The 25483-nt window shown below is 67.0% G+C and carries 27 protein-coding genes, 1 other RNA gene, 1 pseudogene and 1 riboswitch; of the genes and pseudogenes, 13 read left to right on the forward strand and 16 right to left on the reverse strand.

All coding sequences use genetic code 11. From position 1 onward, the window contains the following. Positions 1-382: 382 nt before the first annotated feature. The 4 genes from LRA89_RS19915 to LRA89_RS19930 are packed head-to-tail and all read right to left on the reverse strand — an operon-like array spanning position 383 to position 3046. On the reverse strand, positions 383-877 hold the full coding sequence (locus LRA89_RS19915) for an NUDIX hydrolase (RefSeq protein ID WP_230772780.1): 495 nt from the start codon (positions 875-877) through the stop codon (positions 383-385). Positions 878-903: 26 nt separating this feature from the next. Then, positions 904-1572 carry a TPM domain-containing protein gene (locus LRA89_RS19920; protein ID WP_230772750.1) on the reverse strand — a complete coding sequence of 223 codons (669 nt, stop codon included), beginning with the start codon at positions 1570-1572 and terminating at the stop codon, positions 904-906. Next, complete coding sequence (locus LRA89_RS19925) at positions 1572-2459, reverse strand: TPM domain-containing protein (protein ID WP_443025021.1); 888 nt, start codon at positions 2457-2459, stop codon at positions 1572-1574. Before LRA89_RS19925 ends, LRA89_RS19920 begins: the two co-directional genes overlap by 1 nt. Beyond that, a complete protein-coding gene (locus tag LRA89_RS19930) occupies positions 2456-3046 on the reverse strand; it encodes a LemA family protein (RefSeq protein ID WP_230772754.1) in 591 nt (196 codons plus the stop codon). The genes LRA89_RS19925 and LRA89_RS19930 overlap by 4 nt, the downstream gene beginning before the upstream one ends. 76 nt (positions 3047-3122) lie before the next feature. Here LRA89_RS19930 and mscL point away from each other — a divergent pair, with 76 nt between their 5' ends. Then, positions 3123-3581 (forward strand): large conductance mechanosensitive channel protein MscL, encoded by a 459-nt coding sequence (gene mscL / locus LRA89_RS19935; RefSeq protein ID WP_230772755.1) that lies wholly within the window; start codon positions 3123-3125, stop codon positions 3579-3581. A gap of 206 nt (positions 3582-3787) precedes the next feature. Here mscL and LRA89_RS19940 read toward each other — a convergent pair whose 3' ends face one another. From LRA89_RS19940 to LRA89_RS19950, 3 genes are all read right to left on the reverse strand, one after another. Next, positions 3788-4675: a MipA/OmpV family protein gene (locus tag LRA89_RS19940; protein ID WP_230772756.1), complete on the reverse strand. Its 888-nt coding sequence runs from the start codon at positions 4673-4675 to the stop codon at positions 3788-3790. A gap of 69 nt (positions 4676-4744) precedes the next feature. Continuing rightward, complete coding sequence (locus LRA89_RS19945) at positions 4745-5143, reverse strand: DUF2141 domain-containing protein (protein WP_230772757.1); 399 nt, start codon at positions 5141-5143, stop codon at positions 4745-4747. Next, positions 5100-5915 carry a sterol desaturase family protein gene (locus tag LRA89_RS19950; RefSeq protein ID WP_230772758.1) on the reverse strand — a complete coding sequence of 272 codons (816 nt, stop codon included), beginning with the start codon at positions 5913-5915 and terminating at the stop codon, positions 5100-5102. Before LRA89_RS19950 ends, LRA89_RS19945 begins: the two co-directional genes overlap by 44 nt. Positions 5916-6124: 209 nt before the next feature. Between LRA89_RS19950 and crtY the strand changes: the two genes are divergently transcribed. The 4 genes from crtY to LRA89_RS19970 all read left to right on the forward strand — a co-directional run bounded on the left by crtY (position 6125) and on the right by LRA89_RS19970 (position 10446). Continuing rightward, the gene (gene crtY / locus LRA89_RS19955; protein WP_230772759.1) at positions 6125-7288 is read left to right on the forward strand and encodes a lycopene beta-cyclase CrtY; all 1164 of its coding nucleotides are present in this window, start codon (positions 6125-6127) and stop codon (positions 7286-7288) included. A gap of 14 nt (positions 7289-7302) precedes the next feature. Next, positions 7303-8781 carry a phytoene desaturase gene (locus LRA89_RS19960; protein ID WP_230772760.1) on the forward strand — a complete coding sequence of 493 codons (1479 nt, stop codon included), beginning with the start codon at positions 7303-7305 and terminating at the stop codon, positions 8779-8781. Positions 8782-8938: 157 nt separating this feature from the next. Further along, complete coding sequence (locus LRA89_RS19965) at positions 8939-9520, forward strand: TIGR00730 family Rossman fold protein (protein ID WP_230772762.1); 582 nt, start codon at positions 8939-8941, stop codon at positions 9518-9520. Next, the gene (locus LRA89_RS19970; RefSeq protein ID WP_230772763.1) at positions 9520-10446 is read left to right on the forward strand and encodes a phytoene/squalene synthase family protein; all 927 of its coding nucleotides are present in this window, start codon (positions 9520-9522) and stop codon (positions 10444-10446) included. Before LRA89_RS19965 ends, LRA89_RS19970 begins: the two co-directional genes overlap by 1 nt. Positions 10447-10576: 130 nt before the next feature. On the opposite strand, the gene ribA is transcribed toward LRA89_RS19970, so the two are convergent. From ribA to glpX, 4 genes are all read right to left on the reverse strand, one after another. Continuing rightward, positions 10577-11638, reverse strand: coding sequence for a GTP cyclohydrolase II (gene ribA / locus LRA89_RS19975; protein ID WP_230772764.1), 1062 nt, complete (start codon positions 11636-11638; stop codon positions 10577-10579). Beyond that, the gene (locus tag LRA89_RS19980) at positions 11635-12429 is read right to left on the reverse strand and encodes an exodeoxyribonuclease III (protein ID WP_230772765.1); all 795 of its coding nucleotides are present in this window, start codon (positions 12427-12429) and stop codon (positions 11635-11637) included. Before LRA89_RS19980 ends, ribA begins: the two co-directional genes overlap by 4 nt. A gap of 368 nt (positions 12430-12797) precedes the next feature. Further along, on the reverse strand, positions 12798-13418 hold the full coding sequence (locus tag LRA89_RS19985) for a LolA family protein (protein ID WP_230772766.1): 621 nt from the start codon (positions 13416-13418) through the stop codon (positions 12798-12800). A gap of 172 nt (positions 13419-13590) precedes the next feature. Next, the gene (glpX, locus tag LRA89_RS19990) at positions 13591-14550 is read right to left on the reverse strand and encodes a class II fructose-bisphosphatase (protein WP_056498317.1); all 960 of its coding nucleotides are present in this window, start codon (positions 14548-14550) and stop codon (positions 13591-13593) included. Between the two features lie 186 nt (positions 14551-14736). Here glpX and LRA89_RS19995 point away from each other — a divergent pair, with 186 nt between their 5' ends. Further along, complete coding sequence (locus tag LRA89_RS19995; protein ID WP_055762253.1) at positions 14737-15096, forward strand: hypothetical protein; 360 nt, start codon at positions 14737-14739, stop codon at positions 15094-15096. An 85-nt stretch (positions 15097-15181) separates the two neighbouring features. After that, positions 15182-15454 carry a hypothetical protein gene (locus LRA89_RS20000; RefSeq protein ID WP_055762256.1) on the forward strand — a complete coding sequence of 91 codons (273 nt, stop codon included), beginning with the start codon at positions 15182-15184 and terminating at the stop codon, positions 15452-15454. 41 nt (positions 15455-15495) lie between these two features. Here the strand turns inward: LRA89_RS20000 and LRA89_RS20005 are convergent, their stop codons facing one another. Together LRA89_RS20005 and ssrA are read right to left on the reverse strand one after the other, a co-directional pair. Further along, positions 15496-16269: a TSUP family transporter gene (locus LRA89_RS20005; protein WP_230772767.1), complete on the reverse strand. Its 774-nt coding sequence runs from the start codon at positions 16267-16269 to the stop codon at positions 15496-15498. A 223-nt stretch (positions 16270-16492) separates the two neighbouring features. Then, positions 16493-16838, reverse strand: a transfer-messenger RNA (tmRNA) gene (gene ssrA / locus LRA89_RS20010). 45 nt (positions 16839-16883) lie between these two features. Between ssrA and LRA89_RS20015 the strand changes: the two genes are divergently transcribed. From LRA89_RS20015 to thiC, 6 genes are all read left to right on the forward strand, one after another. After that, positions 16884-17315: an RrF2 family transcriptional regulator gene (locus LRA89_RS20015; protein ID WP_055762499.1), complete on the forward strand. Its 432-nt coding sequence runs from the start codon at positions 16884-16886 to the stop codon at positions 17313-17315. 51 nt (positions 17316-17366) lie between these two features. Next, positions 17367-17852, forward strand: a complete 486-nt coding sequence (locus LRA89_RS20020) for a DUF2569 family protein (RefSeq protein ID WP_230772768.1) — start codon at positions 17367-17369, stop codon at positions 17850-17852. Positions 17853-18459: 607 nt separating this feature from the next. Next, the gene (locus LRA89_RS20025) at positions 18460-19605 is read left to right on the forward strand and encodes a glycosyltransferase (RefSeq protein ID WP_230772770.1); all 1146 of its coding nucleotides are present in this window, start codon (positions 18460-18462) and stop codon (positions 19603-19605) included. Positions 19606-19617: 12 nt separating this feature from the next. Next, a complete protein-coding gene (locus LRA89_RS20030; RefSeq protein ID WP_055762268.1) occupies positions 19618-20991 on the forward strand; it encodes an O-antigen ligase family protein in 1374 nt (457 codons plus the stop codon). 36 nt (positions 20992-21027) lie between these two features. Further along, positions 21028-22083 carry a DNA polymerase IV gene (gene dinB, locus LRA89_RS20035; RefSeq protein WP_268934961.1) on the forward strand — a complete coding sequence of 352 codons (1056 nt, stop codon included), beginning with the start codon at positions 21028-21030 and terminating at the stop codon, positions 22081-22083. 26 nt (positions 22084-22109) lie between these two features. Further along, a riboswitch (TPP riboswitch) is annotated at positions 22110-22220 on the forward strand. Positions 22221-22242: 22 nt separating this feature from the next. After that, positions 22243-24087, forward strand: a complete 1845-nt coding sequence (gene thiC / locus LRA89_RS20040; protein WP_230772772.1) for a phosphomethylpyrimidine synthase ThiC — start codon at positions 22243-22245, stop codon at positions 24085-24087. 101 nt (positions 24088-24188) lie between these two features. Here the strand turns inward: thiC and LRA89_RS20045 are convergent, their stop codons facing one another. The 3 genes and pseudogenes from LRA89_RS20045 to LRA89_RS20060 form a co-directional block, all read right to left on the reverse strand. Then, the gene (locus tag LRA89_RS20045) at positions 24189-24806 is read right to left on the reverse strand and encodes a hypothetical protein (protein ID WP_230772774.1); all 618 of its coding nucleotides are present in this window, start codon (positions 24804-24806) and stop codon (positions 24189-24191) included. Positions 24807-24813: 7 nt separating this feature from the next. Further along, positions 24814-25097: pseudogene (locus LRA89_RS20050) on the reverse strand (Txe/YoeB family addiction module toxin). Beyond that, a complete protein-coding gene (locus LRA89_RS20060) occupies positions 25094-25348 on the reverse strand; it encodes a type II toxin-antitoxin system Phd/YefM family antitoxin (protein ID WP_230772778.1) in 255 nt (84 codons plus the stop codon). The pseudogene LRA89_RS20050 and the gene LRA89_RS20060 overlap by 4 nt, the downstream one beginning before the upstream one ends. Positions 25349-25483: the final 135 nt, after the last annotated feature.

Genomic DNA, 25483 nt, shown 5'->3' on the forward strand with positions numbered 1-25483 from the left:
GGGGTCAGTCCGCTTGCCCAGGCAATGCGGCTCGATCTTTGCCCATTGGGCGTCCGTCAGTACGTCACGATCCATCCATAGCGTGAATCACATCCGCACAACTTTGTGAATCCCCACAGACCCTAAAACAGGCGTCATTCCAGCGAAGGCTGGAATCTCCCGGGGCCGATGCGCGACAAGCGCCGCTTGAGGCCCCAGCCTTCGCTGGGGCGACGATTCCATTCAGATGGACCAGACTCTCATCCGACTACGGGAAAAAGGGCTGCGCCGGACGCGCAACCGTTGTCTCACGCACAACTCTCCGCGCCTCTGCGCCTCTGCGCGAAAATCTCTTCTACTTCACTCCGCGCCTTCGCGCCTCCGCGTGAACCACCTGCTTCTGCTACCCCAGCAACCATGGCGACAGCAGCAGCAACAACTTCACATCGATCGCCTTGCCCACCGCCCGCTGCTCCGAAACGAACGCCGGCAACCCATCCAGCGCGACCCGGTGGACGAGAATATCCTCCCCCTCCACCCCGCCACCCTCGGTGACGCGGACCAGTTCGCCCGCGCGGAACAGGGTGAAGCTTTCCGACACCATCCCCGGCGACGAATGATATTCGCCGAGCGACACCATCGTCCCCGCGCGGAACCCGGTTTCCTCCTCCAGCTCGCGCGTCGCCGCCACCGCCGCCGCCTCGCCCGCCATGTCGTCGCCGACCAGCCCGGCGGGCAGCTCGATACACGCCCGCCCCAGCGGCACGCGATATTGCTCGACCAACAGGACATGGCCCTGGTCGATCGCGACGATCACCGCCGCGCCGATCCCGTTGGCCCGGCCGACATATTCCCAGCGACCACGTTTCCTGGCGGTGATGAACCGCCCGGCCCACATCACCTCTTCGGGGGCATCGGCGTCGATCACAATTCGATCACTCGGTCCGGCAGTTCGTTCACGTCATCCGCTCCCTTGGGAAAATGTTCGGCTAGTACCACGCCGATCGCGCCCACCGCTGCGACGATGCCGTCGCCCGGCCGCCCGTCCTTCACCGCCGCCAGCAGCGCCGCCAGCGCATCGCCCCACACCTCGGGCGCGACCCGGTCGTGGATCGACGCATCGGCGATCAGCTCGGCACGATGCTCGGCCATCGACAGGTACAGCAGCACGCCGGTCGCGGCGACGGTGCGCTTCTCGGCCGCCGCGCGGAACAGTGTCAGCGCCTGTCGGTGGACCCGCCGTGCCTTGGTCGACCGCGGGGTCAGCGCCATGCGCAGCGGCTGCCATGCACAGCCATAGCGCACGATCAGGAACACCGCGCCCTGCACCCATGCGACCACGCCCAGCAGGAAGGCGGGCGTCGGCGCCTCGCCCCATGGTTCGATCCAGCCATGGACGCCATACAGCCACCCCGGCCACACCGCCGTCGCGGCGATGACCAGCAGCATCGCCAGCACCGCCATGTGCAGCCCGACATCGTGATAGGCATCCGACGTCCGCGCGGTGACGACCACGATCTCGCCCGCCGTCGCGGCTTCGGCCGCCGCCACCGCCGCGCTGATCGCGGCATGATCCTGTGCGTTCAGCCGCATCACCAGTCCCCCGACGCGCCGCCGCCACCGAACGATCCGCCGCCGCCGCCGGTGAACCCGCCACCGCCCCAGCCGCCACCGCCGCCCGACGATCCGCCACCGCCGCCGCTCCAGCCGCCGCCGCCACGCGAGGCGCTGCGCGCGATCTCGTCGGCGATCGACCACAGGATGACCGGCCCGATCCCGCTGTCGCTACGCTTGTGCGCGCGGCCCCACGGTCCGGCCCGCCGCTTCCGTCCGGCCGACAGCGCGATCAGCATCACCACGAAGATCAGGATCACGACGATCGCCACCACCGGAACCCCGCCGCCCGACGATCTCGCGCGCGGCTGTGCCCGGTCGAACTCCTTGATCGCGGCATCGACCTTGGCCTGCGCTTCCTCGGGGGCCGCGCGCAGTTGCGCGACCACCGCGTCGGTGCCCGTCGTCATCGCGCCGGGAATATCGCCGGCGCGCAATCGCGGCACCATCAGCGTGCGCACGATCGTCGCCGATACCGCATCGGTCAGCACCGGTTCGAGGCCATAGCCGACCTCCAGCCGCGGTCCGCGCTGCCCGGCCGGATTATTGGGCGCGATGAACAGGATCGCGCCATTATCGGCATCCTTCAGCCCGACGCCCCACGCCCGCCCGAGCTTGTAGCCGTACTCGTCGAGCGGAAACCCCTGTGTATCGGCGATCGTCGCGACGACCAGTTGCCGCTTCGTATCGCGCTGCAACGCTTCCAGCTTCGTCGTCAGCGCCGCGCGCGTCTCCGCCGGCAGGACGCCCGCGTCGTCGACCACCAGCCCGGTGAACTTGGGAAACGTCTGCGCCTGCGCCCCCGCCGCCGCACCCAGCAGCACGAGCGCCAGCCACAGCCGCCAGAGGTGCCGCACCACGATCAGTTGGAATTCCCGAAATTCACCTGTGGCGCGACTTCCGCGCCACCCTGCGCCTGGAAGCTCTGCTTGGGCTTGGCGCCATAGAATATCTTCGCGCCGATCGCGTCGGGGAAGGTGCGGATCCGGGTATTATACGCCTGCACCGCCTCGTTGTAATCGCGCCTTGCGATCGTGATGCGGTTCTCGGTCCCCTCCAACTGCGATTGCAGGTTCAGGAAATTCTGGTTGGAGGTAAGCTGCGGATACGCCTCGACGACGGTGCGGAGCTGGCCGAGCGCCTGCGTCAACTGGTTCTGCGCGCCCTGAAACCGCTGGAACGTCTCCGGGTCCGACAGGTCGTCGGTGGTGACGTTGATCGACGTCGCCTGCGCGCGCGCCTGCGTCACCTGGGTCAGCACGCGCTCTTCCTGCCCGGCGAAACCCTTCACCGTCGCGACCAGATTGGGGATCAGGTCGGCGCGGCGCTGATACTGGTTCTGCACCTCGCCCCATTTGGCGTTCACGTTTTCCTCGGCGGTCGGCACGCTGTTCACGCCACACGCCGCCAGCGGCACTGCCGCCGCCATCACGATCGCCGCCCGTATCCGCATTCGCCTCGATCCCTGTCTTGCTTCCCGCCACCGTATCGCACCATTAAGGCACCCTCAAGCTGGCATGGAGGGCAACATGGCGATCATGAACGAGTTCCGCACTTTCGTCGCACGCGGCAACGTGCTCGACCTCGCGGTCGGGGTCATCATCGGCGCGGCGTTCGGCACGATCACCAAATCGCTGACCGACGACATCATCATGCCGGTGATCGGCTACATCTTCGGCGGCTTCGATTTCTCGAGCTATTTCGTGCAGTTGGGGCCGATCCCGGCGGGCTTCGCCGGATCGCCGACCGATTACAAGGCGCTGAAGGCCGCCGGCGTGCCGCTGTTCGGCTATGGCGAGTTCATCAGCGTCGTCATCAACTTCGTCATCCTCGCCTTCATCGTGTTCCTGCTGGTGAAGTTCGTGAACCGCGCGATCGCGGTGGTTCAGGAAGAGCAGAAGAACGGCGAGGCCCCGCCCGCCGCCGATCCGGCCGACGTGGCGCTGCTGCGCGAGATCCGCGACGAACTGCGCGCGGCGCGAAAGTAAAGGCGCGGCTTACCCACGGGGCCGGGGAACCGGCAACGCCATTCACCCAGACGGCAGCGCTTGGCGGCTCCCCTCCCTGACAGGGAGGGGCGGGGGGTGGGTCGGCCCGTGAGGAACCGTAAGCGCTCCACAACCGGCCAACCCACCCCCAGCCCCTCCCTTGTCAGGGAGGGGAGCAGGTTCCGGGGGGAATGTCGCGTCCGGCCCTAGAAGCTGTACGCCAGCCCCACCGCGCCCAGCCACTGGTCGGCCGATCCGTTGCGCGACACGATCGGGCTGTCGGCGAAATCGTTCAGCATCCGGCGATAGACGACCGTGCCGAACACCTGCAGCCCCGAGCGCAGATCGCCGGTCAGCGAGCGGCCGACGAGGCTGCCCAGCGTCCAGTTCTTCCACCCGGCCCGCGCGTTATAGACCGGCAGCCCGCTGGCGAGCGACTGGCCGGGCGTGATCGAGAAATAGCTGTCGGCATAGCCCTCGCCCACGCGCTCGCCCGATACGAACAGGCCGGCGACCATCTTGGTGCTCAGCGGGGTGACATAGTTGATCGTGGGAGCGAGCACGGTCGACTTGTGGCCGCCCGCCACATCCTTGCGATAGCTGACCGATGCCGACAGCCGGTCGAACTGCGAGGTGAGGACACCGGTCTTGCCGATGCCGACATAGCCGCCCAGCTCGATCGCGGTGTCGACCTTGCCCAGCGCGCGGACCTGGGCATCGTCGATGCCCTTGGTCGAATTGCGGTTGAGGTTCACGACCGCGATCGGCCCCGCCTGGAAATCCCACGTGGGACCAATGCCGTCGGGGATCAGGTCGACGCTCAGCCGGTTGCCGGCAAGCAGGAAGTTGAAGCCCGAGACGCGGCCGGTGGCGGCGGGCACCGGGCTGAACGAATAATCGTCCGACCCTTCGTAATCGGGCAGGATCGCGGCGCCGAGGCCCACGACATAGAAGTCGGCGCCGGTGTCGTTGTTCGCCATGGTCGCGGCGGACGGTTCGGGCGGGGGCGACGGCGCGACCGCCGCATCCTGCGCCAGCGCGGGGGTGGCGGCAAGGGTGGCGGCGGTCAGAACGGCGGCGAGAATGGCGCGCAAGGGCGTGGCTCCGGGGAATTGTTGCAACAGCGTAACGCTGTCGCTTCCCCTTCGGTCCATCGCGATCGACTAGAGCAGGTAGCGAATCCGAACCTGTTGCACGGTTGCATCACCCGCGATCGGGAATTCGGCGGCGCTGAAGCGCGGCGGGCCGAACCCGATCGCCGGATTGCGCGAGAAACCAAAGCCTTCGCGCGGGATGCCGGCAAAGGTGTCGAGCTTCTTGTTGTTGTTCTCGTCGTGGATCACCGACACGGCATAATCGCCGCGCCCCAGCCCGGCGATGCGCACGCCGCGATCACCCGCCGGAAAGCTGCGCGTCACCGCGTTCTTGTCGTCGGTGCAGCCGGGGAAATTCTCCGGCTCGGCGGTCAGGCACAGGCGGATGACGCCCTTGGTCGAGCGCAGGTCGGTCAGGCGGACGTCAAGCGTGCTGGTCGGCATGGCTCCGGTGAGGCTCAGGATCATCGCGCCCCCCAGCGCGGCGATTGCGGTGACGCGCCGCGCGCGCCCGGTCTTTCTCGAAGTCACCAAGTCCCCCATCGGTCTTGCACAACCGGTCCCAGAACCGGAAATAAAGTCCATAGTTACACCCGTATTTCTCGTGATGCCGCTGATGATGGCTGGCGGTAATCAGCCATCCGCCCAGTTTTCCCGACCACATCCATTTGGGAAAGATTTCCCACCCCATGTGGTTGGTCACGCCCATAACCGTCATAATGCTCAGCACCAATCCCAGCGCGCCGACATGGATCGGAATACAGAATACCAGTAGCGGAATTACCACAGCCCCGGTCAGCGCCTCGATGGGATGGAACGCCATCGCCGCCCATGCGGTGGGCGGGCGGCTGGCATGGTGGACCGCATGCGCGATGCGGAACCATTTGGGGACGTGCATCCAGCGATGCGTCCAGTAGAACCACGTATCGTGCGCGAACAGGTAGAGCAGCACCGAGAGCGGCAGATACCATAGCGGCATGGCATGGACGTCGCTGTAGATCTGCGTCCAGCCGCGATGCTGCCATCCCCAGGCGACGACCCCGGCGGGCACGCCATAGAGGATCGCCGAGAGCAGCGACCAGCGGATTTCCTTGGCGATCTGCGCATCCAGCCCGGCGTAGAGTCCGGGATGCTTCGCCCGCGTCGCAAAGGCGAAGCCGGCGGAGGCGAGCAGATAGCGGACGCCGACGATCAGCGTCATCGCCACGGCGGAAAGCAGAACGGCCAGCGCGATCGACATGGGCGCGCTGTAGCGGGTTTCGCGGGCCGGGGACAGCGCGCCTTTTCCTCCCCTCCCTGACAAGGGATGGGACGGGGGTGTGTCGGCCCGAGAGGGAGTGCAAGCGCCCGCCACCAACCGACCCACCCCAGCCCCTCCCTTGTCAGGGAGGGGAGTTTGCAGGGACCGACCGTTGCCACTGTCGGCTCGCTCCCCTAGGGCATGGAGCCATGCCCACCATCCATCATTGCGACCTCGCCATCGTCGGCGGGGGACTGTCGGGGGCGTTGATCGCACTGGCGGCGGCAAAGCGGCGGCCCGATGCGCGCATCCGGCTGATCGAGGGGGCGGCGACCTTCGGCGGCAACCATGTCTGGTCGTTCTTCGGCAGCGACGTGCCCGGCCCCTATCGCGCGCTGATCGCGCCGCTCGTCACCTATGGCTGGCGCGCCTATGACATCGCCTTTCCGGCGCACGCCCGCACCATCGACACGACCTATTATTCGATCACCTCCGACCGGCTGGACGAGGTGGTGCGCGCCGCGCTGCCGCCCGAATCGCTGATGACCCGCGCGCGCGTGCTCGGCGCCAGCCCGACCGCCGTGGTGCTGGCCGACGGCGACCGGGTCGAGGCGCAGGGCGTGATCGACTGTCGCGGCCCCGGCGATACCAGCCTGCTCGATCTGGGCTGGCAGAAGTTCATGGGGATGGAGGTCCGCACCGCCTATCCCCACGGCGTCGAACGCCCGATCGTGATGGACGGATCGGTCGAGCAGCATGACGGCTTCCGCTTCGTCTACACCCTGCCGTTCGATGCGACGACGCTGTTCATCGAGGACACTTATTACAGCGACACCCCCGATCTCGACACGCAGGCGCTTGCCGGCCGCATCTCGGCCTATGCCGAGGCGAAGGGCTGGCCGATCGCGACCGTCGGGCGCAGCGAAACCGGCGTGCTGCCGGTCGCGATGGGCGGCGATTTCGAGGAATATTGGCGCTCGGGCGGTAACCGCGTCGCCAAGGGTGGGATGCGCGCCGGGCTGTTCCATCCGCTGACCGGCTATTCGCTGCCCGATGCGCTGCGTCTCGCGCACAAGGTCGCGGACAGCGGCGACTGGTCGGGCGGCGCGCTCCACACGCTGACGCACGATGTCGCCGCCGGGCTGTGGCGTGAACGCGGCTTCTATCGCATGCTGGCGACAATGTTGTTCAAGGCGGCCGAGCCGGAGGAACGCTACCGCGTGCTCGAACGCTTCTACCGGCTGGACCCGAAGCTGGTCGCGCGTTTCTATGGCGGGCGATCGACCATCGTCGACAAGGCGCGGGTGCTGATCGGCAAGCCGCCCGTGCCGATCGGCCGGGCGGTGGCCGCATTGATGGGTCGAACGGGTTGAGGGGACGAACGGGCGTGAGAACGGCAGCGGTCATCGGGGCAGGGTTCGGCGGACTGGCACTGGCCATCCGCCTGCAATCGGCAGGTGTGCAGACGACCTTGGTCGAAGGACGCGACAAGCCGGGCGGCCGCGCCTATTACTGGGAGCGCGATGGCTTCGTCTTCGACGCCGGCCCCACCGTCATCACCGCGCCCGAGGCGTTGCAGGAGCTGTGGGGCCTGACCGGGCGCGACATGGCCGAGGACGTGACGCTGCGCAACGTCTCGCCCTTCTACCGGCTGAACTGGCCCGACGGCACCAATTTCGACTATACCAACGACGATACGCTGCTGCGCTCCGAGATCGCCAAGCTGAACCCCGACGATATTGCGGGCTATGCCCGGTTCCTCGACTATTCGGCGGGCGTGTACGAGGAAGGCTATGTGAAGCTCGGCCATGTGCCGTTCCTCGACTTCGCCTCGATGATAAAGGCCGCGCCCGCGCTGATGAAATATCAGGCGTGGCGGTCGGTCTATTCGATCGTGTCGTCGTTCGTGAAGAACGAAAAGCTGCGCCAGGCGCTGTCGTTCCACACCCTGCTCGTCGGCGGCGATCCGATGAAGACCAGCAGCATCTATGCGCTGATCCACAAGCTGGAGCGTGACGGCGGCGTGTGGTTCGCGATGGGCGGCACCAACCGCTTGGTCGCCGGCATGGTGCGCCTGTTCGAAAAGCTGGGCGGCACGATGATGCTCGGCGATCCGGTCAAGAGCATCGACACGCTCGGCGACCGCGCGACCGGGGTCACGACGCAGGGCGGCGTGGTGGTGGCTGCGGACATGGTCGCGACCAACGCCGATCTGGTCCACAGCTACCGCGACCTGTTGTCGGGATCGCGCAGCGCCAAGCGGACGACGCAGAAGCTGGAGAAGAAGCGCTTTTCGCCCTCGCTGTTCGTCGTCCATTTCGGGGTCAAGGGAACATGGCCGGGCATCCCGCATCACATGATCCTGTTCGGGCCGCGCTATAAGGGGCTGCTCGCCGACATCTACGACCATGGCGTGCTGTCGGAAGATTTCTCGCTCTATCTCCACCACCCGACCGTCACCGATCCGTCGATGGCGCCCGAGGGGCATTCGACCTTCTACGCGCTGTGCCCGGTGCCGCACACCGGCAAGTTCCCGGTCAACTGGGACGAGATCGGCCCGATCCTCGAAAAGCGCATCCTCGACGAAGTCGGCCGCCGGCTGATCCCCGACATCCACGACCGGATCGTGACCAAGTTCAGCTATATGCCGAGCGACTTCACCCGCGACCTCAACGCCTATCAGGGCTCGGCCTTCTCGCTCGAACCGATCCTGACGCAGAGCGCGTATTTCCGCGCGCACAACCGCGACGACGACATTTCGAACCTGTACGTCGTCGGCGCCGGCACCCATCCGGGCGCGGGCATCCCCGGCGTCGTCGGCAGCGCCAAGGCGACCGCCGGGCTGATGCTGGGCGACGAGGGGTAAACTGCTCCCCTCCCTGACAAGGGAGGGGTCGGGGGTGGGTAGGTTCGGGGCGGGCGTACCGCTCCCTCATGGACCGACCCACCCCAACCCCTCCCTGTCAGGGAGGGGCTATATCGGCACCTTGCCCACGCTCCCCACTTGGCGTAGCGCCCCTCCCATGAAGCGTCTTGCCGTATACTGCGGGTCGGCGACCCCGGCCGATCCCGTCTATATCGATTCCGCCCGCGCCGTCGGCCGCGCGCTGGCCGAACGGGGCATCGGCGTCGTCTATGGCGGCGGGCGGCTCGGGCTGATGGGTGCGGTCGCCGATGGTGCGATCGAGGCGGGCGGCGAGGTGATCGGCGTGATCCCGACCGCGCTGGTCAAGGCCGAAGCCGCGCACCGTGGCCTCACCGAACTCCACGTCGTCGAGACGATGCACCAACGCAAGCAGGCGTTCACCGATCTCGCCGACGGCTTTGTTACCATCCCCGGCGGCACCGGCACGATGGACGAACTGTGGGAGGCGATGAGCTGGGCGCAGCTCGGCTATCACGCCAAGCCGGTCGGGCTGCTCAACGTCGCCGGCTTCTACGACCATCTGATCGCGTTCGTCGCCAAAATGGCCGAGGTCGGCTTCATGCGCCCGATGCACCGCGACATATTGATCGTCGCCGATACGCTGGACGTGCTGCTCGACCGGATGGCGGCGCACACCCCGGTGCGGGCGATCATCACCATGGCCGCCACCGACCTTTGATGCTCGATCGGCCCGCGCTGGTCGCGCACGCCCGCGATACCATCGCGCGCGGTTCCAAGAGCTTTGCGGCGGCGAGCAAGCTGTTCGACCCGCAAACCCGTGAACGCGCATGGCTGCTCTATGCGTGGTGCCGCGCATGCGACGACCTCGCCGACGGGCAGGATCTGGGGCACGGCATGCAGCGGGTGGGCGACGCGCAGGCCCGGATCGACCTGATCCGCGCGCGCACCGCGCAGGCGCTTGTCGGGCAGGCGACCTGCGATCCGGCGTTCGACGCATTGGGCGTCGTCGCCGCCGAAGTCGGACTGCCCGAGGCGATCATCCATGACGTGATCGACGGGTTTCAGCTCGACGCCGACGACTGGCGGCCGGTCAGCGAGGCCGATCTCTACCAATATTGCTATCATGTCGCCGGCGCGGTCGGCGGGCTGATGGCGGTGGTGATGGGCGTCCCCGCCGACCAGCACGACACGCTCGACCGCGCGTGCGACCTCGGGCTGGCGTTCCAGCTCGCCAACATCGCGCGCGACATCGCCGAGGATGCCGGGGCGGGGCGCTGCTACCTGCCCGCCGACTGGCTGGACGAACTGGGCATCGATCCGGCCGACCCGCTGGCCGACCGCGCGAAGCTGGCGGTCCTCGCCCGGCGGATGGCGACACGCGCGGCGCTTCACGAGGACAGCGCGCGCGTCGGCGCGGCGCGGCTGCCGCTGCGCTCGGGCTGGGCGGTGCTGGCGGCGGCCGACATCTATGGCGGCATCGCGCGCAAGGTCGCCGTCGCCGGCCCCCGCGCATGGGACCAACGCCAGACCACGTCGAAGGGCGAGAAGCTGGTGGCGATCGCCAGAGCCTATGTCGCCGCGCGCTGGCGCCCGGCGAAGGACACCCCGCGCGATCCCGTGCTGTGGACCCGGCCGCGCGGGTAATCTCCGCCCCATCTCGCTTCAACCGTCATCCCAGCGAAGGCTGGGATCTCCCCGTGGTAGCGCACAGCAGGAGCAGCGAGAGGCCCCAGCCTTCGCTGGGGCGACGCCAAGGGTTAGACGAAGTCAAACGCTACAACTGGTGCCCGGTCCGGTCGCGCTTGGTCGCGAGATAGCGTTCGTTATGCGGATTGGCCGGCAGATGATGCGCCACCCGCTCGATAACGGTGATGCCGGTCGCCTCCAATCCCGCAACCTTCGCCGGATTGTTGGTCAGCAACCGGATGCGATCCTGTCCCATCAGCGACAGCATCCGCCCCGCCACGCCGAAATCACGCGCGTCGATTGCGAAGCCCAGCCGCGTGTTGGCGTCGACCGTGTCGAACCCCTGATCCTGCAAGGCATAGGCGCGCAGCTTGTTGACCAGCCCGATCCCGCGCCCCTCCTGCCGCAGATACAGCAGGATGCCCCAGCCGGCATCGGCGATGGCATGGATCGCGGCGTGCAACTGCGGCCCGCAATCGCATTTCAGGCTGCCGAGCACGTCACCGGTCAGGCATTCGCTGTGCAGCCGCACCAGCGGCGGCGCGCCGTCGGGCTGGCCGATCAGCAGCGCGACATGCTCGCCCGCCGCATCGGGGGTGCGGAAGGCGACGATCTCGCTGTCCTCCGCGCCCGCGACCGGCAACCGCGCGCGGGCGACGATCGCCAGCCGGTCGGCATGTTCATGCGCGTCGATCGCCGCCGGGGTGATCGTCACCTCCGCGCCGCTGCCCCCCGCGACGAACGCCGGGAGCAGCCCCGCGACCCGCGCGAGGCGCAGCGCGGCCGCCGCCGCCACCGGTGCCGGCGAGGCAATCCCCCGGAACGGCCCCTTCATCGGCGTCGCCAGATCGAGCTGCGGATCGGCCAGCGCGGTCAGCGCGGCGAAATCGGTCCATGCCTCGCGCCGGATCGCCACCGGCTGGTCGGGTTCGGCCGCCGCGCGCTGGTTGACGATCTTGAGCGTCTCGGCCCGCCCGAACGACAGCAGGACATGCGCCGAGCGATCGGGATCGAAGCCGGCAAGGCGCAGCGGATCGGCGGTCTCGATCGGCAGCAGCGTCAACGTCGGTTCGCCCGGCGCGGCAATCGCGATCGGCCAGCCGCGCCGCAGCGCGTCGATCGCGCGGGCGACGTCGCGCGGCTCGCTCAAAGCGCGAACTCGGTGACGATCGGTACGTGGTCGCTGGGTTTCAGCCAGCTCCGGCAATCCTCATGGATGCGGTGCGCGACCGCCCTCGGCGCCAGCGCGGGACTGGCCCACATATGGTCGAGCCGCCGCCCGCGATCCGACGCTGCCCAGTCCTTCGCGCGGTAGCTCCACCACGTATGGAGCCGTGCCGGCGCGGGGTGGAAATGCCGGCCGAGGTCGACCCAGTCGTTCGCCGCCTGCAACCGCGCCAGCGTCTCGATCTCGATGGGGGTATGGCTGACCACGTCGAGCAGCGCCTTGTGGCTCCACACGTCGCTCTCCAGCGGCGCGACGTTGAAATCGCCGGTCAGCAGGACGGGCGTGTCGCCCAGCCCCTTCGACCAGTCGATCATGCGGTCGAGGAAGTCGAGCTTCTGCCCGAATTTCGGGTTCACGTCGCGGTCGGGCACGTCGCCGCCCGCCGGGATATAGACGTTCTCGATCCTGAGGCCATTGGCCAGCGCCACGCCGATATGCCGCGCCTCGCCGTTCGCCTGCCAGTCGAGCCGGTCGTCCTCCGCCAACGGCAGCTTCGAGAGGACCGCGACGCCGTGGTGCATCCGCTGGCCGTTGATCGCGATATGGGTGTAGCCCAGCCGCCGCAGCGGATCGAACGGGAAATCCTGGTTCACGACCTTCGTTTCCTGCAGGCACAGCACGTCGGGCCGCGCTTCGCGCAGGAAGCGTTCGACGATGTCCATGCGGAAGCGGATCGAGTTGATGTTCCACGAAGCGACGGAAAGCGTGTCCATGGGCGATGCCTGTATCGCGGCGCATCGCGGCGCGCCAGACATGGAAAGGCCCTCGCTCCGGGGGCATGGAACGAGGGCCGACCGTGCGTTCATCACGCAGGCGGGCGTCGAGGACCCGGGCAACAGGGGGAAAAATCCCGGACGCGCCCCAACACCGCAAGACCGGTCCTAGCGGGAGAAACCTGTCGCTTTGATGAACGTCATGCGTATTCGTTGTAAAAAGATAGCGGCCGGCGGCACGCACCACCGGCTCCCCTCCCTGACAAGGGAGGGGCTGGGGGTGGGTAGGTCTGGGGCGGGCGTACCTTACCCTCATGGGCCGACCCTCCCCCGGCCCCCTCCCTTGTCAGGGAGGGGAGAGAAAACCCCTACCGCCGCCCGCGCGACGGTTCGTTGAAGCGAAACGCCGAATCGGCCACCGGCGCATTGAACCGCTGGCCCGTCAGCCGCACCGTCGTCCGATTCGCCTGCGCGTCGAGCGCGACCCAGCCTTGCAGCATCAGCCCCGCCGGCGCCGATGCCTGCCGCCCGAAGATCATCGTGATGCGGCCATATTCGGGCCGCTTGGGGTCGTAGGCTTCGACGCTCACGACGCGCGGATCGCTCGACGGCACGACGCGGGCGAATTTGGACGCATCGCGCGCCGGATTGAGCAGGATGCCGAGCGGCGAGTTGCCGATCGGCCAGCGCTGCTTCTGCCCGACCTGATAGTCGAGGAAATAGAGCGACTTGCCATCCGACACGAGCAGGATCGGCACGCCCTTCTCATATTGGAAGCGGATCTTGCCCGGCTTCTTGAGCGTCAGCACACCCGACAGGACGCGGCCATTGCGATCGGTCTGGGTAAAGTTCGCGGTCATCGTCTCGACGGCGGAGAGGTGCCGCTGGACCGAGGCAAGGTCGTTCTGTGGCGCCTGCGCGTGAAGCGCGGCGGGGGCGGCAAGGGCAACGGCAAGCGCGAGCGGGCGAATGGGGCGTCTCCAGATCATGACCACCCTGTTGGCGGCGGCGCATTGAACGCGGCGTGAACCCGACCGGTTGCGTTGTCCCTGTCTCCCCTCCCTGACAAGGGAGGGGCCGGGGGTGGGTCGGCCCGCGAGGGAACGACACGCTCGCCTCAAACCCCTCCCTTGTCAGGGAGGGGAGCAGGTCGTCTTGTTTTTACAGCCGGTGTTCGCCCTTCACCCAGCGCACCGTGCCCGAGCTGGCGCGCATCACGACGCTTTCGGTGGTCATCTTGCCCGGCATCCGCTTGACCCCGTCGAGCAGCGAGCCATCGGTCACGCCGGTCGCCGCGAAGATGCAGTCGCCGCGCGCCAGCTCGGTCAGGTCATATTGTTTGTCGAGGTCGGTCACGCCCCACTTCGCCGCGCGCGCTCGCTCGTCGTCGTTGCGGAACAGCAACCGGCCCTTGAACTGCCCGCCGACGCAGCGCAGCGCGGCGGCGGCCAGCACGCCCTCGGGCGCGCCGCCCTGGCCCATATACAGGTCAATGGTGGTGTCGGGGTTGGTGGTCGCGATCACGCCGGCCACGTCGCCGTCGCCGATCAGCATCACGCCGCATCCCACCGCGCGCAGCTCGGCGATCATCGCCTCGTGGCGCGGACGGTCGAGCACGCACACGATGATGTCGTGCGGGTCGACGCCCTTGGCCGCCGCCACCGCCGTCACATTCTGCGTCGGCGACCGGTCGAGGTCGATGATGCCCTCGGGATAGCCCGGCCCGCAGGCGATCTTGTCCATATACACGTCCGGCGCGTTCAGCAGTCCGCCTTTCTCGGCGATCGCCAGCACGGCAAGGCTGTTCGGCCCGGCGGTGGCGCAGATGGTGGTGCCTTCCAGCGGATCGAGCGCGATGTCGATCTCCGGCCCCTTGCCGATGCCGACCTTCTCGCCGATGAACAGCATCGGTGCCTCGTCGCGCTCGCCCTCGCCGATCACGACGGTGCCGTCCATGTAGAGTTCGTTGAGCGCGGCGCGCATCGCCTCGACGGCGGCGGCATCGGCCGCCTTCTCGTCGCCGCGCCCGACCAGCGTCGACGCGGCGATCGCCGCCGCTTCGGTGACTCGCACCATTTCCAGAACGAGTACGCGGTCGAGAGTGCTGCTCACAGGATTCATTCAGGTATCCTCCCCGTTAAACGGTTTAAACACCCGATAGGCGACCTGCTCTTGCCGAGCAAGCCGCGTCGCGCGATGCTGTTCGAAGTCTGTCCGGAAATGCGTCGACACGCACCGCCTTGAAATTCGCTTTTCCGCGAATTTTCAAGCAGGCTATCAGATAGCGGCGGGCGGAGGAGCGAATCGATGGCGGCGGTGGCACTGTGGCTGGCGATGCTGGCCGATGAAACCAGCGTGGCGGCGGCGATGGCGCGGGCGCGCGCCGCGACTCGCATCGACACGCCGTGCCGCGAAGGGGCTGCCCCCGACGAGATCGTGGTGTGTGCCGCGCGCAACGCCGATCGCTACCGTGTGCCGCTCGTCACCGCGCCCGCGCCGGGCGATCCCAGGGCGGTCGATGCGCTGGGCGAGCGCGAGCGGTTGCTGGCGGTGCCGCAACTGCCCTGCGGGGTCGGCGCGTTCCTGCAAGGCTGCGGCTCGGTCGGCGTCAGCGCCAGTACGCGCGGCGGGGTGAAGCCCGGCACGCCGCGCCCGCTCGCCAGATAATCGCCGGTGGTGTTGGCGGACGGATCGGCCTAGGCTCCTGAAATCCGGTCGGTATCACCACCGGATGCCAAAGGGATTTCCGCCGATGCCGTCGCTGCTCCTGCTCGCGCTGCTGCTACAGGCCGCGCCGGCCGCCCCCACGCTCGGGATCGAGGACCCGGTCGATTGCGCCGCCACGCCCGGCGCGCTGGCCTGTCGCAAGGGCGCGGCGCGCTATCGCCTGCCGATCGACGACGACCGCGTGTTCGACCGCAAGGCCGACGGACTGAGTCAGGACGGCCGCGAATGCGGACTGGTCGGCCCGAAAGTCTGTACCCGCAAGCCACGCACGATCCTGTCGACCGCGCCGAAGGAATAGGAGTGGTTTAAAAACGCGCAGAAGCGGGCCGGTACCGCCTTTCAAACCCCGATCCACCCCCGCAGCGGATTGCCCGGATCGGCGACCAGCTTCACCGTCAGCGCTAGCGACAGCACGACCAGCAGCGGCCGGATCGCCCGCCCGCCCCAACGGATCGCGAGCCGCGCGCCCAGTTGCCCGCCCGCGACGCTCGCCACCGCCATGGCAAGGCCGAGCCCCCACCAGACCGCCCCGCCCATGACCAGCACCGCCAGCCCCGCAAGGTTGCTGGCAAGGTTGAGCAGCTTGGTATGCGCCACCGCCCGCGTCGCGCCAAGACCAGCGGCGGTGACGAGCAGCAGCGTGAAGAACGATCCGGTGCCCGGGCCGAAGAACCCGTCGTACAGCCCGATCCCGGCGACCGCGAGCAGCAGCCCGGCCGGTGCCAGACGCACATGGGTATCGACGTCGGACAGCCTCGGCCCGAACAGGAAATACCCCGCCATCGCGACCAGCAGGATCGGCAACAGCCCGGCAAGGAACGACGGATCGATCGTCTGCACCAGCGCCGCGCCGACGCCCGCTCCCGCGAACGAGGCAAGCGCGGGCCGCGCGAACCGCCGCACGTCGATCTGCCCGTCGCGCCAGAAGGCCCAGGCCGCACCCGCCGTCCCGCACGCGCTTTGCAGCTTGTTGGTGCCAAGCGCCGCGACCGGCGGCACCCCCGCCGCCAGCAGCGCGGGGATGGTGAGCAACCCGCCGCCGCCGGCCATGGCGTCGATCGTCCCGGCAACGAACGCCACCGCCATCAACGCAAGGATGATCTGAAAATCCATCGCCGTCGCCTACCCGATGGGCCACGACGCGAACAGGGGGCTATCTCTCCGCTCCCTGACAAGGGAGGGGTCGGGGGTGGGTAGGCTTGGGGCGGGCGTGCCGCTCCCGCATGGGACGACCCACCCCCAGCCCCTCCCTTGTCAGGGAGGGGAGCTTCAGGTGGCGGAGGCAACGCGAATATCGGGTGGGGAGCTTCTGTTGCCCGGTGCCCCCCGTACCGCTGGAATCCGATTCTGTTGCCCGGTTCGGTCCAACCGCGCTATTTTAGAGTAACTTCAGGCCGTGAGGCCCTTAGTTACGCCGCAATCGCGAGTGCTTCGTTATCGTTGGCACTTGTGTGTATGGGCCGTTGCGGTGGTCCCATTCCGAGCGAAAACAGCGCTTTTCAACACACGTCGATCCTGGTTCGGCCCCGTCAGAAACGGTGTCCAGAAACACCACCTTATGGTGGAGCCGCCGGGTACTGCCCCCGGGTCCGCTGCGTCTATTGCACGCCGCAGTTTATCGCCATAGCCGGCTGGAAGCCGACAGACGGGATATAGGCGCATCGACGGCGTTTGAAAAGAAGCGGACTTTCCTTGTTGGCACACAAGTGGCATGGGCAGGGGCGACCATGCTTACCCAGCGTTCCCGCTATGCGCTGCGCGCGATGCTGTTCCTCGCCGAACAGCCTGCGGGCGAGGCACCGATGCCGATGCACCGGATCGCCACCGCCGCCACCGTGCCGCGCAAGTTCCTCGAACTGATCCTCGCCGACCTGCGCGAAGCGGGGTTCCTCCATTCGACGCGCGGCAAGGCGGGCGGATACCATCTCGCGCGCCCGGCGCACCTGATCTCGCTGGGCGAGATCATCCGCGTGATCGAAGGACCGCTGGCGCTGGTGCCCTGCGTCAGCCGCACCGCCTATCGCCCGTGTGGCGATTGCAAGGACGAGGCGTCGTGCGCCATCCGCCTCGCGATGGCCCGCGTCCGCGACGAAACCGCGCGCATCCTCGACGGCACCAGCCTCGCCATGGCCGCAGCACAGGAACTCGCGGCGGCGTAACCTTGCCAGCCTTGCGCCGCGCGATAGACTGGCGGGCAGGGGGATGATTCGATGGCCTATGACGAACGGGCGTTGCGCGGGGTGGGCGGCTGGCTCGCGCTGCTGATCGTGTTGCTTGGGATATTGTCACCGCTGCGCACGGTCTTCGAAGCGATCAACCTCTGGTCGCTCCAGCCGGGGCAACTCGGCGAGGATGCCGACATCCTGCCGTTCCAGCTCGTCGAGACGGCGGTGATCCTCGTCAAGCTGGCCGGTTCGTTCTACATCGCATGGCGGCTCTATGCCGTCCACCGCCCGGAAACGGTGCGGATCGCCGTCCGTGGCCTCTGGCTGCTGACGATCGTGCTGTCGCTGGTCGAGATCATTTTGGTGACGATCGTCACCGGCATGTCGATCGGCGCGCTGCTCGGGCGCAGCATCCTCATACTGGCGCAAGGAGTGATCTTCGCCGGACTGTGGACCGCCTATCTGCTGCGCTCGCGCCGCGTCGCCAACACCTATACCCCGGACTACGACAGCGCCGACGTGTTCGCCTGAAACGTTCGGTTTCTCCCCTCCCTGACAAGGGAGGGGCCGGGGGTGGGTCGGCCCACGAGGAAACGCAAGCGCTCCACAACCGGCCAACCCACCCCCTCCCTTCCAGGATTCTTCTGCGAAAATGCTCTTCCCCTACCTCCGCGCAGGCGGGGGGCCAGGGGCCTCAGGCGCAAACCGTTGTTTTACCTGACTCTGGACCCCCGCCTGCGCGGGGGTACGGCAGGATCGGGACGACCTTCCTTGGACTTTGGCAGAGAAATCCCAGGACCGATCGATATTCATTGGCGCGTCGTCATCCCGGACTCGTTCCGGGGTCTACTTGGCCGCACATGCGGTCAATGGAGGCTCAAGGCATATCGATTGCCGAGCCGTGGACCCCGGAACAAGTCCGGGGTAACGAAGGGGCGGCCGTTTCGGCCGAAAATGACGAAGATTGGCCGGAAATGCTGAATGTCGACCGGCCCTAAGACGAGAGGGGAGCAAGTCGGGAAGGCGCTTCGTCGAATATCGATTCAGCCTGGCTTCCCGACCGCCGCCACCAAGCCGCCTCGACGCTCCTGCCGCCGCCTGATACGGCCGGCATCGGGTGGACAGGGGAGCGGCCATGATGAAGCGCAACTCGGATCGGCCGCGCGTGCTGCACGTCATCACCCATCTCGCCATGGGCGGCGCGGAGAATGTCGCGCTCGGTCTGATCGATTCGCTGCGCGGCGAGGTCGACTTCGCGCTGTTCGCGGTGATCGACCATGCCGAACCGGGGCCGGTGGGGCAGGCGATGGCCGCGCGGCTGACCGGCTGGGGCGTGCCCTTTGCCTTCGGCACGCGGCGCGGCTTCAAATCGGGCGGGGTGGTGCAGGCGGCGTGGCGGCTGGCGCGGATGGTCCGGCGCTTCCGGCCCGACGTCATCCACGTCCACACCGAGATCCCCGAACTGACGCTGGCGATTGCGCACGTCCTGTCGCCTGCGGTGCGCGCCACGCCGATCCTGCGCACCGTCCACAACAGCGTGTTGTGGATCGACTGGGCCGGGATCGGCCGCTGGGTCACGCGGCGGCTGGCCGGGGCGCAGGCCGTCGCCGTCTCGCGCGCCGCCGCCGATGCCGACGCGGCGATCCTGCCCGGCCGCCCGCGGGCCGAGGTCGTCCATAACGGCATCGTGGCGCAGGCGGCACCCGCGCCGACTCCGCGCGACCCCTCGCCGCTGCGCATCCTCTTCGCCGGCCGGCTGGTCCATCAAAAGGGCGCCGACCTGCTCCCCGCGATCCTTGGCGAAGCCCATGCCCGCACCCCCCGCCGCGACGTGGCGGTGACGATCGCCGGCTCGGGCGACCTCGCCGACATGGTGGCGCGCGGCGTGGCCGGCATCGCGCCGGGCTGGACGATCGCGCTGACCGGGCCGATCGCCAACCTCGCCGCCCGCCTCACCGACCATGACATCGTCCTGCTGCCCTCGCGGTTCGAGGGGTTTCCGCTGCTCCCGGCCGAAGTGCTGATCGCCGGCGTGCCGCTCGTCACCACCATCGCCCCCGGCCTCGACGAGCTGCTGCCCGCCGACTATCCGTTCCATGCGGCATCGGGCGACGTCGCTACGCTCGGCCGCCTGCTGGCGCGCGTGATCGACGATCTGCCCGCCGCCCGCGCCGTCGCCGCCGGGCAGGGCAGGGTGATCGCCACCCGCTTCGATCCGGTCGTCATGGCCGCCGCCTATCGCGACCGGTATCGCCTGCCACTGGCTCCCCCGCCGGCGGCGTGATAGGGCACGGCCATGTACCCGCCGGCCGATCGACTGCCCCGCCCCGCGCTCCGATCGCCGTCGACGGCGCGCCCCGGCCGTTCGGGCGGCGGCGTATCCGTTACCATCGCCGCCATCGCCTTCGTGCTGCTGCTGGCCGCGACGCTGGTCGGCGTGACCGCCTTTCAGGGCGGCGGCGACGCGGGAATCGGTCAGGCGACCGAGGCCGGCCTCGGCAACCAGTTGCTCTATGGCGGCATCTTCGTCCTGCTGCTGTTCGGCACCGGCCTTCGCAACCTGCGCACGATGCTGTGCGTGCCGTTCGGCGTCACGCTCCTGTTCGGGTATTGCTATCTTTCGACGCTGTGGGCGATCGATCCGGCGACCTCGTTCCGCCGCGTGACGCTGGTCGCGATGATGACGTGGATCACCTTTCGCAGCGTCGGCGAACTGGGGCCGGACCGCACGCTGCGCCTGTTGCGCCAATTCCTGCTGGTGTTGCTGGCCGTCAATTTCCTCGCGGTGTTCCTGCTGCCCGACGGCATCCACCGCAACCTGATTTCGGAAGAGGAAACCGTCATCGGGAGCTGGCGCGGGATCGTGTCGCACAAGAACCCGGCCGGGGCGATTACCGCGCTGACCATGGTGCTGTTCCTGTTCGACAATCGCCAGTTCTCGCGCGGCGTGACCATCGCCGTCGTTGCGGCAGCGGCGGTGTTCCTGTGGTTCACCCATTCCAAGACCTCGCAGGGGGTCGTCGTGCTGGCGATCCTCGCCGGCTGGGCGATCCGCCATCACGACGCCGACCGCCGCGTCGTGCTGGCGGGCATGCTGATGGTCGTCGCCACCCTCGCGCTGCTGCTCGTCTCGGCCAATATCGCCTTCATCGACGAGGTCGTGAACGATCCGAACGCGCTGACCGGCCGTGCCCAGATCTGGCCGCCGCTGATCGACTATGTTGGCCAGCATCCATGGACCGGCGCGGGGTTCCAGTCATTCTGGGCGATCGGCGACGCCAGCCCGATCTTTTCGCTGACCTCCAGTTGGGTGTCGACCAACATCCAGCACGGCCACAACGGCTATCTCGACCTGCTCGTCACCATCGGCGTGCCCGGCACGCTGCTCGCGGTCGCCACGCTGATCGTGTGGCCGCTGCTGCGCCTGCTGTTCAGCCTGTCGATCGCCAAGCCGCGCCGCTCGCTGCTGCTCGCGATCATCCTGTTCTGCGCCGGACAGAATATGGCGGAGACGACGATCCTCGCCGCCAGCTACGGCCATGTGTTCCTGATGATCGCGCTGGCGATCGTCTATCGCCAGTCGCAGGGCAGCGCCGGCCAGCACCACCAGCTCCGCCGCCGCGCGCTGCGCCTCCTCGGCCTGCGTCGCGCCGCCCGACCCGCGCGGTAGTTTCACAATCGGCCCCTGCGCACCTACATCTGCTGCGTGCGCAAGATCATCCATGTCGACATGGACGCCTTCTACGCCTCGGTCGAACAGCGCGACGCCCCCGACCTCAAGGGGCTTCCCGTCGCGGTCGGCGGATCGAGCGGGCGGGGGGTCGTCGCCGCCGCTTCCTATGAAGCGCGCCGCTTCGGCGTGCGCTCGGCGATGCCCTCGGTCACGGCGCTGCGCCGCTGCCCCGACCTCGTGTTCGTGCGCCCCCGCTTCGAGGTGTACAAGGCGGTAAGCGCGCAGATCCGCGCGATCTTCCACGACTATACCGATCTGGTCGAACCGCTCTCGCTCGACGAAGCCTATCTCGACGTGACCGAAAACCGCCGCGCCCTGCCCAGCGCCACCGCCACGGCGGAGGAAATCCGCGCGCGCATCGCCGCCGACACCGGCCTCACCGCCTCGGCGGGGATCAGCTACAACAAGTTCCTCGCCAAGCTCGCCTCCGACATGAACAAGCCCAACGGCCAGTGCGTCATCCCGCTGAAAGCCGGCCCGCGCGTCGTCGCCGCGCTGGAGGTGAAGCGCTTCCACGGCATCGGCCCGCGCACCGCCGAGCGCATGGCCGGCCTTGGCATCCACACCGGTGCCGACCTCGCACGCTGGACCCTCGCCGACCTCACCCGCACCTTCGGCAAGGCCGGGCGCTGGTATCACGACATTGCGCGTGGGCTGGACGATCGCCCGGTCCGCCCCGACCGGGTGCGCAAGTCGTCCGGCTCCGAAACCACCTTCCACCACGACCTGACCGACGCGGACGCCATCGCCGAGCGCGTGCTGGCGATGGCCGACGACGTGTGGGAGTGGGTCGAGAAGACGCGGCAATACGGCCGCACCGTCACGGTAAAGGCCAAATACGCCGACTTCCGCATCGTCACGCGCAGCCGCACGCTGACCACCCCGGTCCGCGACCGTGCGACGCTCCACCGCACCGCGCTGGCGCTCATCGAAACGCTCTATCCGCTGCGCATGGGCCTGCGGCTGGTGGGGGTAACGCTGGCCGGGTTCGGCTCCCCGACCGAATCCCCCCAACTCGATCTGCTTTGACCAAACACCTCAACCCGCCTACAACCACCCGGTCCCCGGGGGAGCGTTACCGTCACGCTTGAGAGGAAGGCCACAGCCTTCGACCCGCTGAACCTGATCCGGCTGACACCGGCGTAGGGAGGGAGCGGCAGCCCCGCATCCCTCCGCATGGAGTGGAATATGGCAGACATCCCCGCAAAGACCGAAATCGGCGTCACGACCGGCCCGATCCGTGGCAGCCGCAAGATTCACGTCGGCCCCCTGAAGGTCGCGATGCGCGCGATCGACCTCGATCCGTCATCCGGCGAAGCGCCGCTCAACGTCTACGACACCTCCGGCCCCTATACCGATCCCAACGCGCGGATCGACATCATGGCCGGCCTCTCGCCGCTGCGCCGCGACTGGATCGTCGGGCGCGGCGACGTAGAGTCCTACGACGCGCGCGAACTGCGCCCCGAGGACAACGGCCAGCTCGGCCCCGACCGCTCGGGCGGCGTCCAGCCCTTCCCCAACGTCGTCAAGCGTCCGCTCCGCGCCAAGGCCGGCATGAACGTGTCGCAGATGCACTACGCCCGTCGCGGCATCATCACGCCCGAGATGGAATATGTCGCCATCCGCGAGAACATGGGGCGCGAGATGCTGCGCGGCCACATCCGCGACGGCGAGGATTTCGGCGCGTCGATCCCCGACTACGTCACCCCCGAATTCGTCCGCGACGAAGTGGCGCGCGGCCGGGCGATCATCCCCAGCAACATCAACCACCCCGAATCCGAACCGATGGCGATCGGCCGCAACTTCCTCGTCAAGATCAACGCCAACATCGGCAACAGCGCCGTCGCCAGCAACGTGGCCGCCGAAGTCGACAAGCTCGTCTGGTCGATCCGCTGGGGCGCCGACACCGTCATGGACCTGTCGACCGGGCGCAACATCCACGACACCCGCGAATGGATCATCCGCAACTCGCCCGTGCCGATCGGCACCGTGCCGATCTATCAGGCGCTGGAAAAGGTCGGCGGCATCGCCGAGGAGCTGACGTGGGAGATCTTCCGCGACACGCTGATCGAACAGGCCGAACAGGGTGTCGATTACTTCACCATCCACGCCGGCGTCCGCCTGCCCTATATCCCGATGACCGCGAAGCGCGTCACCGGCATCGTCTCGCGCGGCGGGTCGATCATGGCGAAATGGTGCCTCAGCCATCACCGCGAATCGTTCCTCTACGAACATTTCGACGAGATCACCGAGATCATGAAGGCGTATGACATCGCCTATTCGCTCGGCGATGGCCTGCGCCCCGGATCGATCGCCGACGCCAACGACGAGGCGCAGTTCAGCGAGCTCTACACGCTGGGCGAACTCACCCACCGCGCGTGGGCGCAGGACGTGCAGGTCATGATCGAAGGCCCCGGCCACGTGCCGATGCACAAGATCAAGGAGAATATGGACAAGCAGCTCCAGGTCTGCGGCGAGGCCCCCTTCTATACCCTCGGACCGCTCACCACCGACATCGCGCCGGGATACGACCATATCACCAGCGGCATCGGCGCGGCGATGATCGGCTGGTTCGGCTGCGCCATGCTCTGCTACGTCACGCCCAAGGAGCATCTGGGCCTGCCCGACCGCGACGACGTGAAGGTCGGTGTCGTCACCTACAAGCTCGCCGCCCACGCCGCCGATCTCGCCAAGGGCCACCCCGCCGCGAAACTGCGCGACGATGCGCTGAGCCGCGCCCGCTTCGACTTCCGCTGGCGCGACCAGTTCAACCTCAGCCTCGATCCCGACACGGCCGAGGACTATCACGACCAGACCTTGCCGGCCGAAGGTGCCAAGACCGCGCATTTCTGTTCGATGTGCGGCCCCAAATTCTGCTCGATGAAGATCACCGCCGAGGTGCGCGAATTCGCCGCCAGGCAGAACGCCGGCGTCGAGACGTTCCTCGCGGCGGGCGATGCGGAGAAGGGCATGGCGGAGATGAGCGAGAAGTTCCGCGAGAAGGGCGGGGAGGTGTACCTGCCGGCGGAGTGAGGATGGTGGCCCCTCCCTGCGTGAGTGGGGAGGGGAGTTAACCGGTGGTCGAGTATGGCGAAGAAAAACGCCGCCAAATTATAAATTGTGCAGCCATAGGTTTAGGAATTTTTTCGTGTTGGAAGTGTGATGCTTTCTACATACTCAGGTGTAAAATCTTGGATTAAGTCCGAAGAAAATTCATGCCTGTCGGGTCTAAATTCAATATTAAGCATAGTAAGAGAATTTTTGTCATCACACATAACGTAGAATTTTGCTGAAAATCGAACTGCCCCACGGGTATCTGCGCCAAACATTCCTAAATATTCTTCAGATAAATCCGATTGACTGTTTATATCTAATTCGGCTTTGTCTCCTCGAATGGTTCCGATTTTAACTGAAACACACTCGCCTGACGGTATCATATCGATCGGTCTTTTTAATTCGACCATCTCATCTGAGGTAAGTTCAGGGTCGATTTCACTGAAAGTGGAACAGGCGATATTAGATATGAATACCCTTGTGTTAATCGCAGGATTATATCCAAAATTCTCAAGTAAAAATCCTAGCTCTATTTCCCAAGGGGTCTCTGGCGGATCGCCTGAATACGTTGAGATTACACCTGATAAATGATGCTTTGTTCGGAATTTTGGCCTTCTGACATAGCTAAAAACGTTTATAGACTGGGATAGAATAAAGCCGATGAAGGCACTTACCGCAGCAAGAAGTAGCTTTTCCATCTAGTCTCTATTCCAATAAGTGGTTCGACAGAATTTGATAATGATACTGGCATTGCGCCACCTCGACCACCTGCGCATCCCCCGATCCGGCCACCCGATACTCATGGCTGATCCGTCGGGACCACCAACCCGACAGATTGCCCCCCCCAGCGGCTTGGGTTTGCCCGTCCCCCTGAACGGCGTCCGCCAACATTCCTCGATCAGCGCGTTCAGCTTGGCGAATCGCGTCGGGTCAGCGGCATGCAGGTCGAGATACTCGGCCCATGTCCGCGATGAGAAACGGACATTCACGACCGGATCAGGTCACGGACCTCGCCGCCGCCCGCATCCAGCCCGGCGATGCTTTCCAGCAGCCGCTTCGCATTAGCCGGCGAGCGCAACAGATACAGCGTCTCCTCGATCGACGCCCATTCGCTGGCGGACACCAGCACCGCGCCTTCACCAGACTGGCAAGTGATGGTGACGGGCGCGCGATCGGCGATGACCTTGTCGATCACCGCTTCAAGATCGCGCTGCGCTCCGTCGATACGGATATTGTCCATCGCTCGATCCTAGAGCATAATCCGAACGGCGTGAATCGTTGAGGGATTCCCAAGGGGACTGAAGTCTGATTCAAGCCTGTCACCGGCGACAGGAGGCCGGTCAGATGGGCAAGCCGTTATCGATGGACCTGCGGG

This window comes from Sphingomonas sp. Leaf4, assembly GCF_920939515.1.
Lineage (GTDB): Bacteria > Pseudomonadota > Alphaproteobacteria > Sphingomonadales > Sphingomonadaceae > Sphingomonas.

Coding starts and splice junctions, on each gene's coding strand:
- LRA89_RS19930 (WP_230772754.1), bottom strand. CDS start 3,046: ATGCGGATACGGGCGGCGATCGTGATGGCGGCGGCAGTGCCGCTGGCG.
- LRA89_RS20005 (WP_230772767.1), bottom strand. CDS start 16,269: ATGGATTTTCAGATCATCCTTGCGTTGATGGCGGTGGCGTTCGTTGCC.
- LRA89_RS19915 (WP_230772780.1), bottom strand. CDS start 877: ATGTGGGCCGGGCGGTTCATCACCGCCAGGAAACGTGGTCGCTGGGAA.
- thiC (WP_230772772.1), top strand. CDS start 22,243: ATGGCAGACATCCCCGCAAAGACCGAAATCGGCGTCACGACCGGCCCG.
- LRA89_RS20060 (WP_230772778.1), bottom strand. CDS start 25,348: ATGGACAATATCCGTATCGACGGAGCGCAGCGCGATCTTGAAGCGGTG.
- LRA89_RS19965 (WP_230772762.1), top strand. CDS start 8,939: ATGAAGCGTCTTGCCGTATACTGCGGGTCGGCGACCCCGGCCGATCCC.
- LRA89_RS20015 (WP_055762499.1), top strand. CDS start 16,884: ATGCTTACCCAGCGTTCCCGCTATGCGCTGCGCGCGATGCTGTTCCTC.
- crtY (WP_230772759.1), top strand. CDS start 6,125: ATGCCCACCATCCATCATTGCGACCTCGCCATCGTCGGCGGGGGACTG.
- LRA89_RS19945 (WP_230772757.1), bottom strand. CDS start 5,143: ATGATCCTGAGCCTCACCGGAGCCATGCCGACCAGCACGCTTGACGTC.
- mscL (WP_230772755.1), top strand. CDS start 3,123: ATGGCGATCATGAACGAGTTCCGCACTTTCGTCGCACGCGGCAACGTG.
- LRA89_RS19970 (WP_230772763.1), top strand. CDS start 9,520: ATGCTCGATCGGCCCGCGCTGGTCGCGCACGCCCGCGATACCATCGCG.
- LRA89_RS20025 (WP_230772770.1), top strand. CDS start 18,460: ATGAAGCGCAACTCGGATCGGCCGCGCGTGCTGCACGTCATCACCCAT.
- LRA89_RS19920 (WP_230772750.1), bottom strand. CDS start 1,572: ATGCGGCTGAACGCACAGGATCATGCCGCGATCAGCGCGGCGGTGGCG.
- LRA89_RS20045 (WP_230772774.1), bottom strand. CDS start 24,806: ATGGAAAAGCTACTTCTTGCTGCGGTAAGTGCCTTCATCGGCTTTATT.
- LRA89_RS19995 (WP_055762253.1), top strand. CDS start 14,737: ATGGCGGCGGTGGCACTGTGGCTGGCGATGCTGGCCGATGAAACCAGC.
- LRA89_RS19950 (WP_230772758.1), bottom strand. CDS start 5,915: ATGTCGATCGCGCTGGCCGTTCTGCTTTCCGCCGTGGCGATGACGCTG.
- LRA89_RS19980 (WP_230772765.1), bottom strand. CDS start 12,429: ATGGACACGCTTTCCGTCGCTTCGTGGAACATCAACTCGATCCGCTTC.
- glpX (WP_056498317.1), bottom strand. CDS start 14,550: ATGAATCCTGTGAGCAGCACTCTCGACCGCGTACTCGTTCTGGAAATG.
- LRA89_RS20030 (WP_055762268.1), top strand. CDS start 19,618: ATGTACCCGCCGGCCGATCGACTGCCCCGCCCCGCGCTCCGATCGCCG.
- LRA89_RS20020 (WP_230772768.1), top strand. CDS start 17,367: ATGGCCTATGACGAACGGGCGTTGCGCGGGGTGGGCGGCTGGCTCGCG.
- LRA89_RS19985 (WP_230772766.1), bottom strand. CDS start 13,418: ATGATCTGGAGACGCCCCATTCGCCCGCTCGCGCTTGCCGTTGCCCTT.
- LRA89_RS20000 (WP_055762256.1), top strand. CDS start 15,182: ATGCCGTCGCTGCTCCTGCTCGCGCTGCTGCTACAGGCCGCGCCGGCC.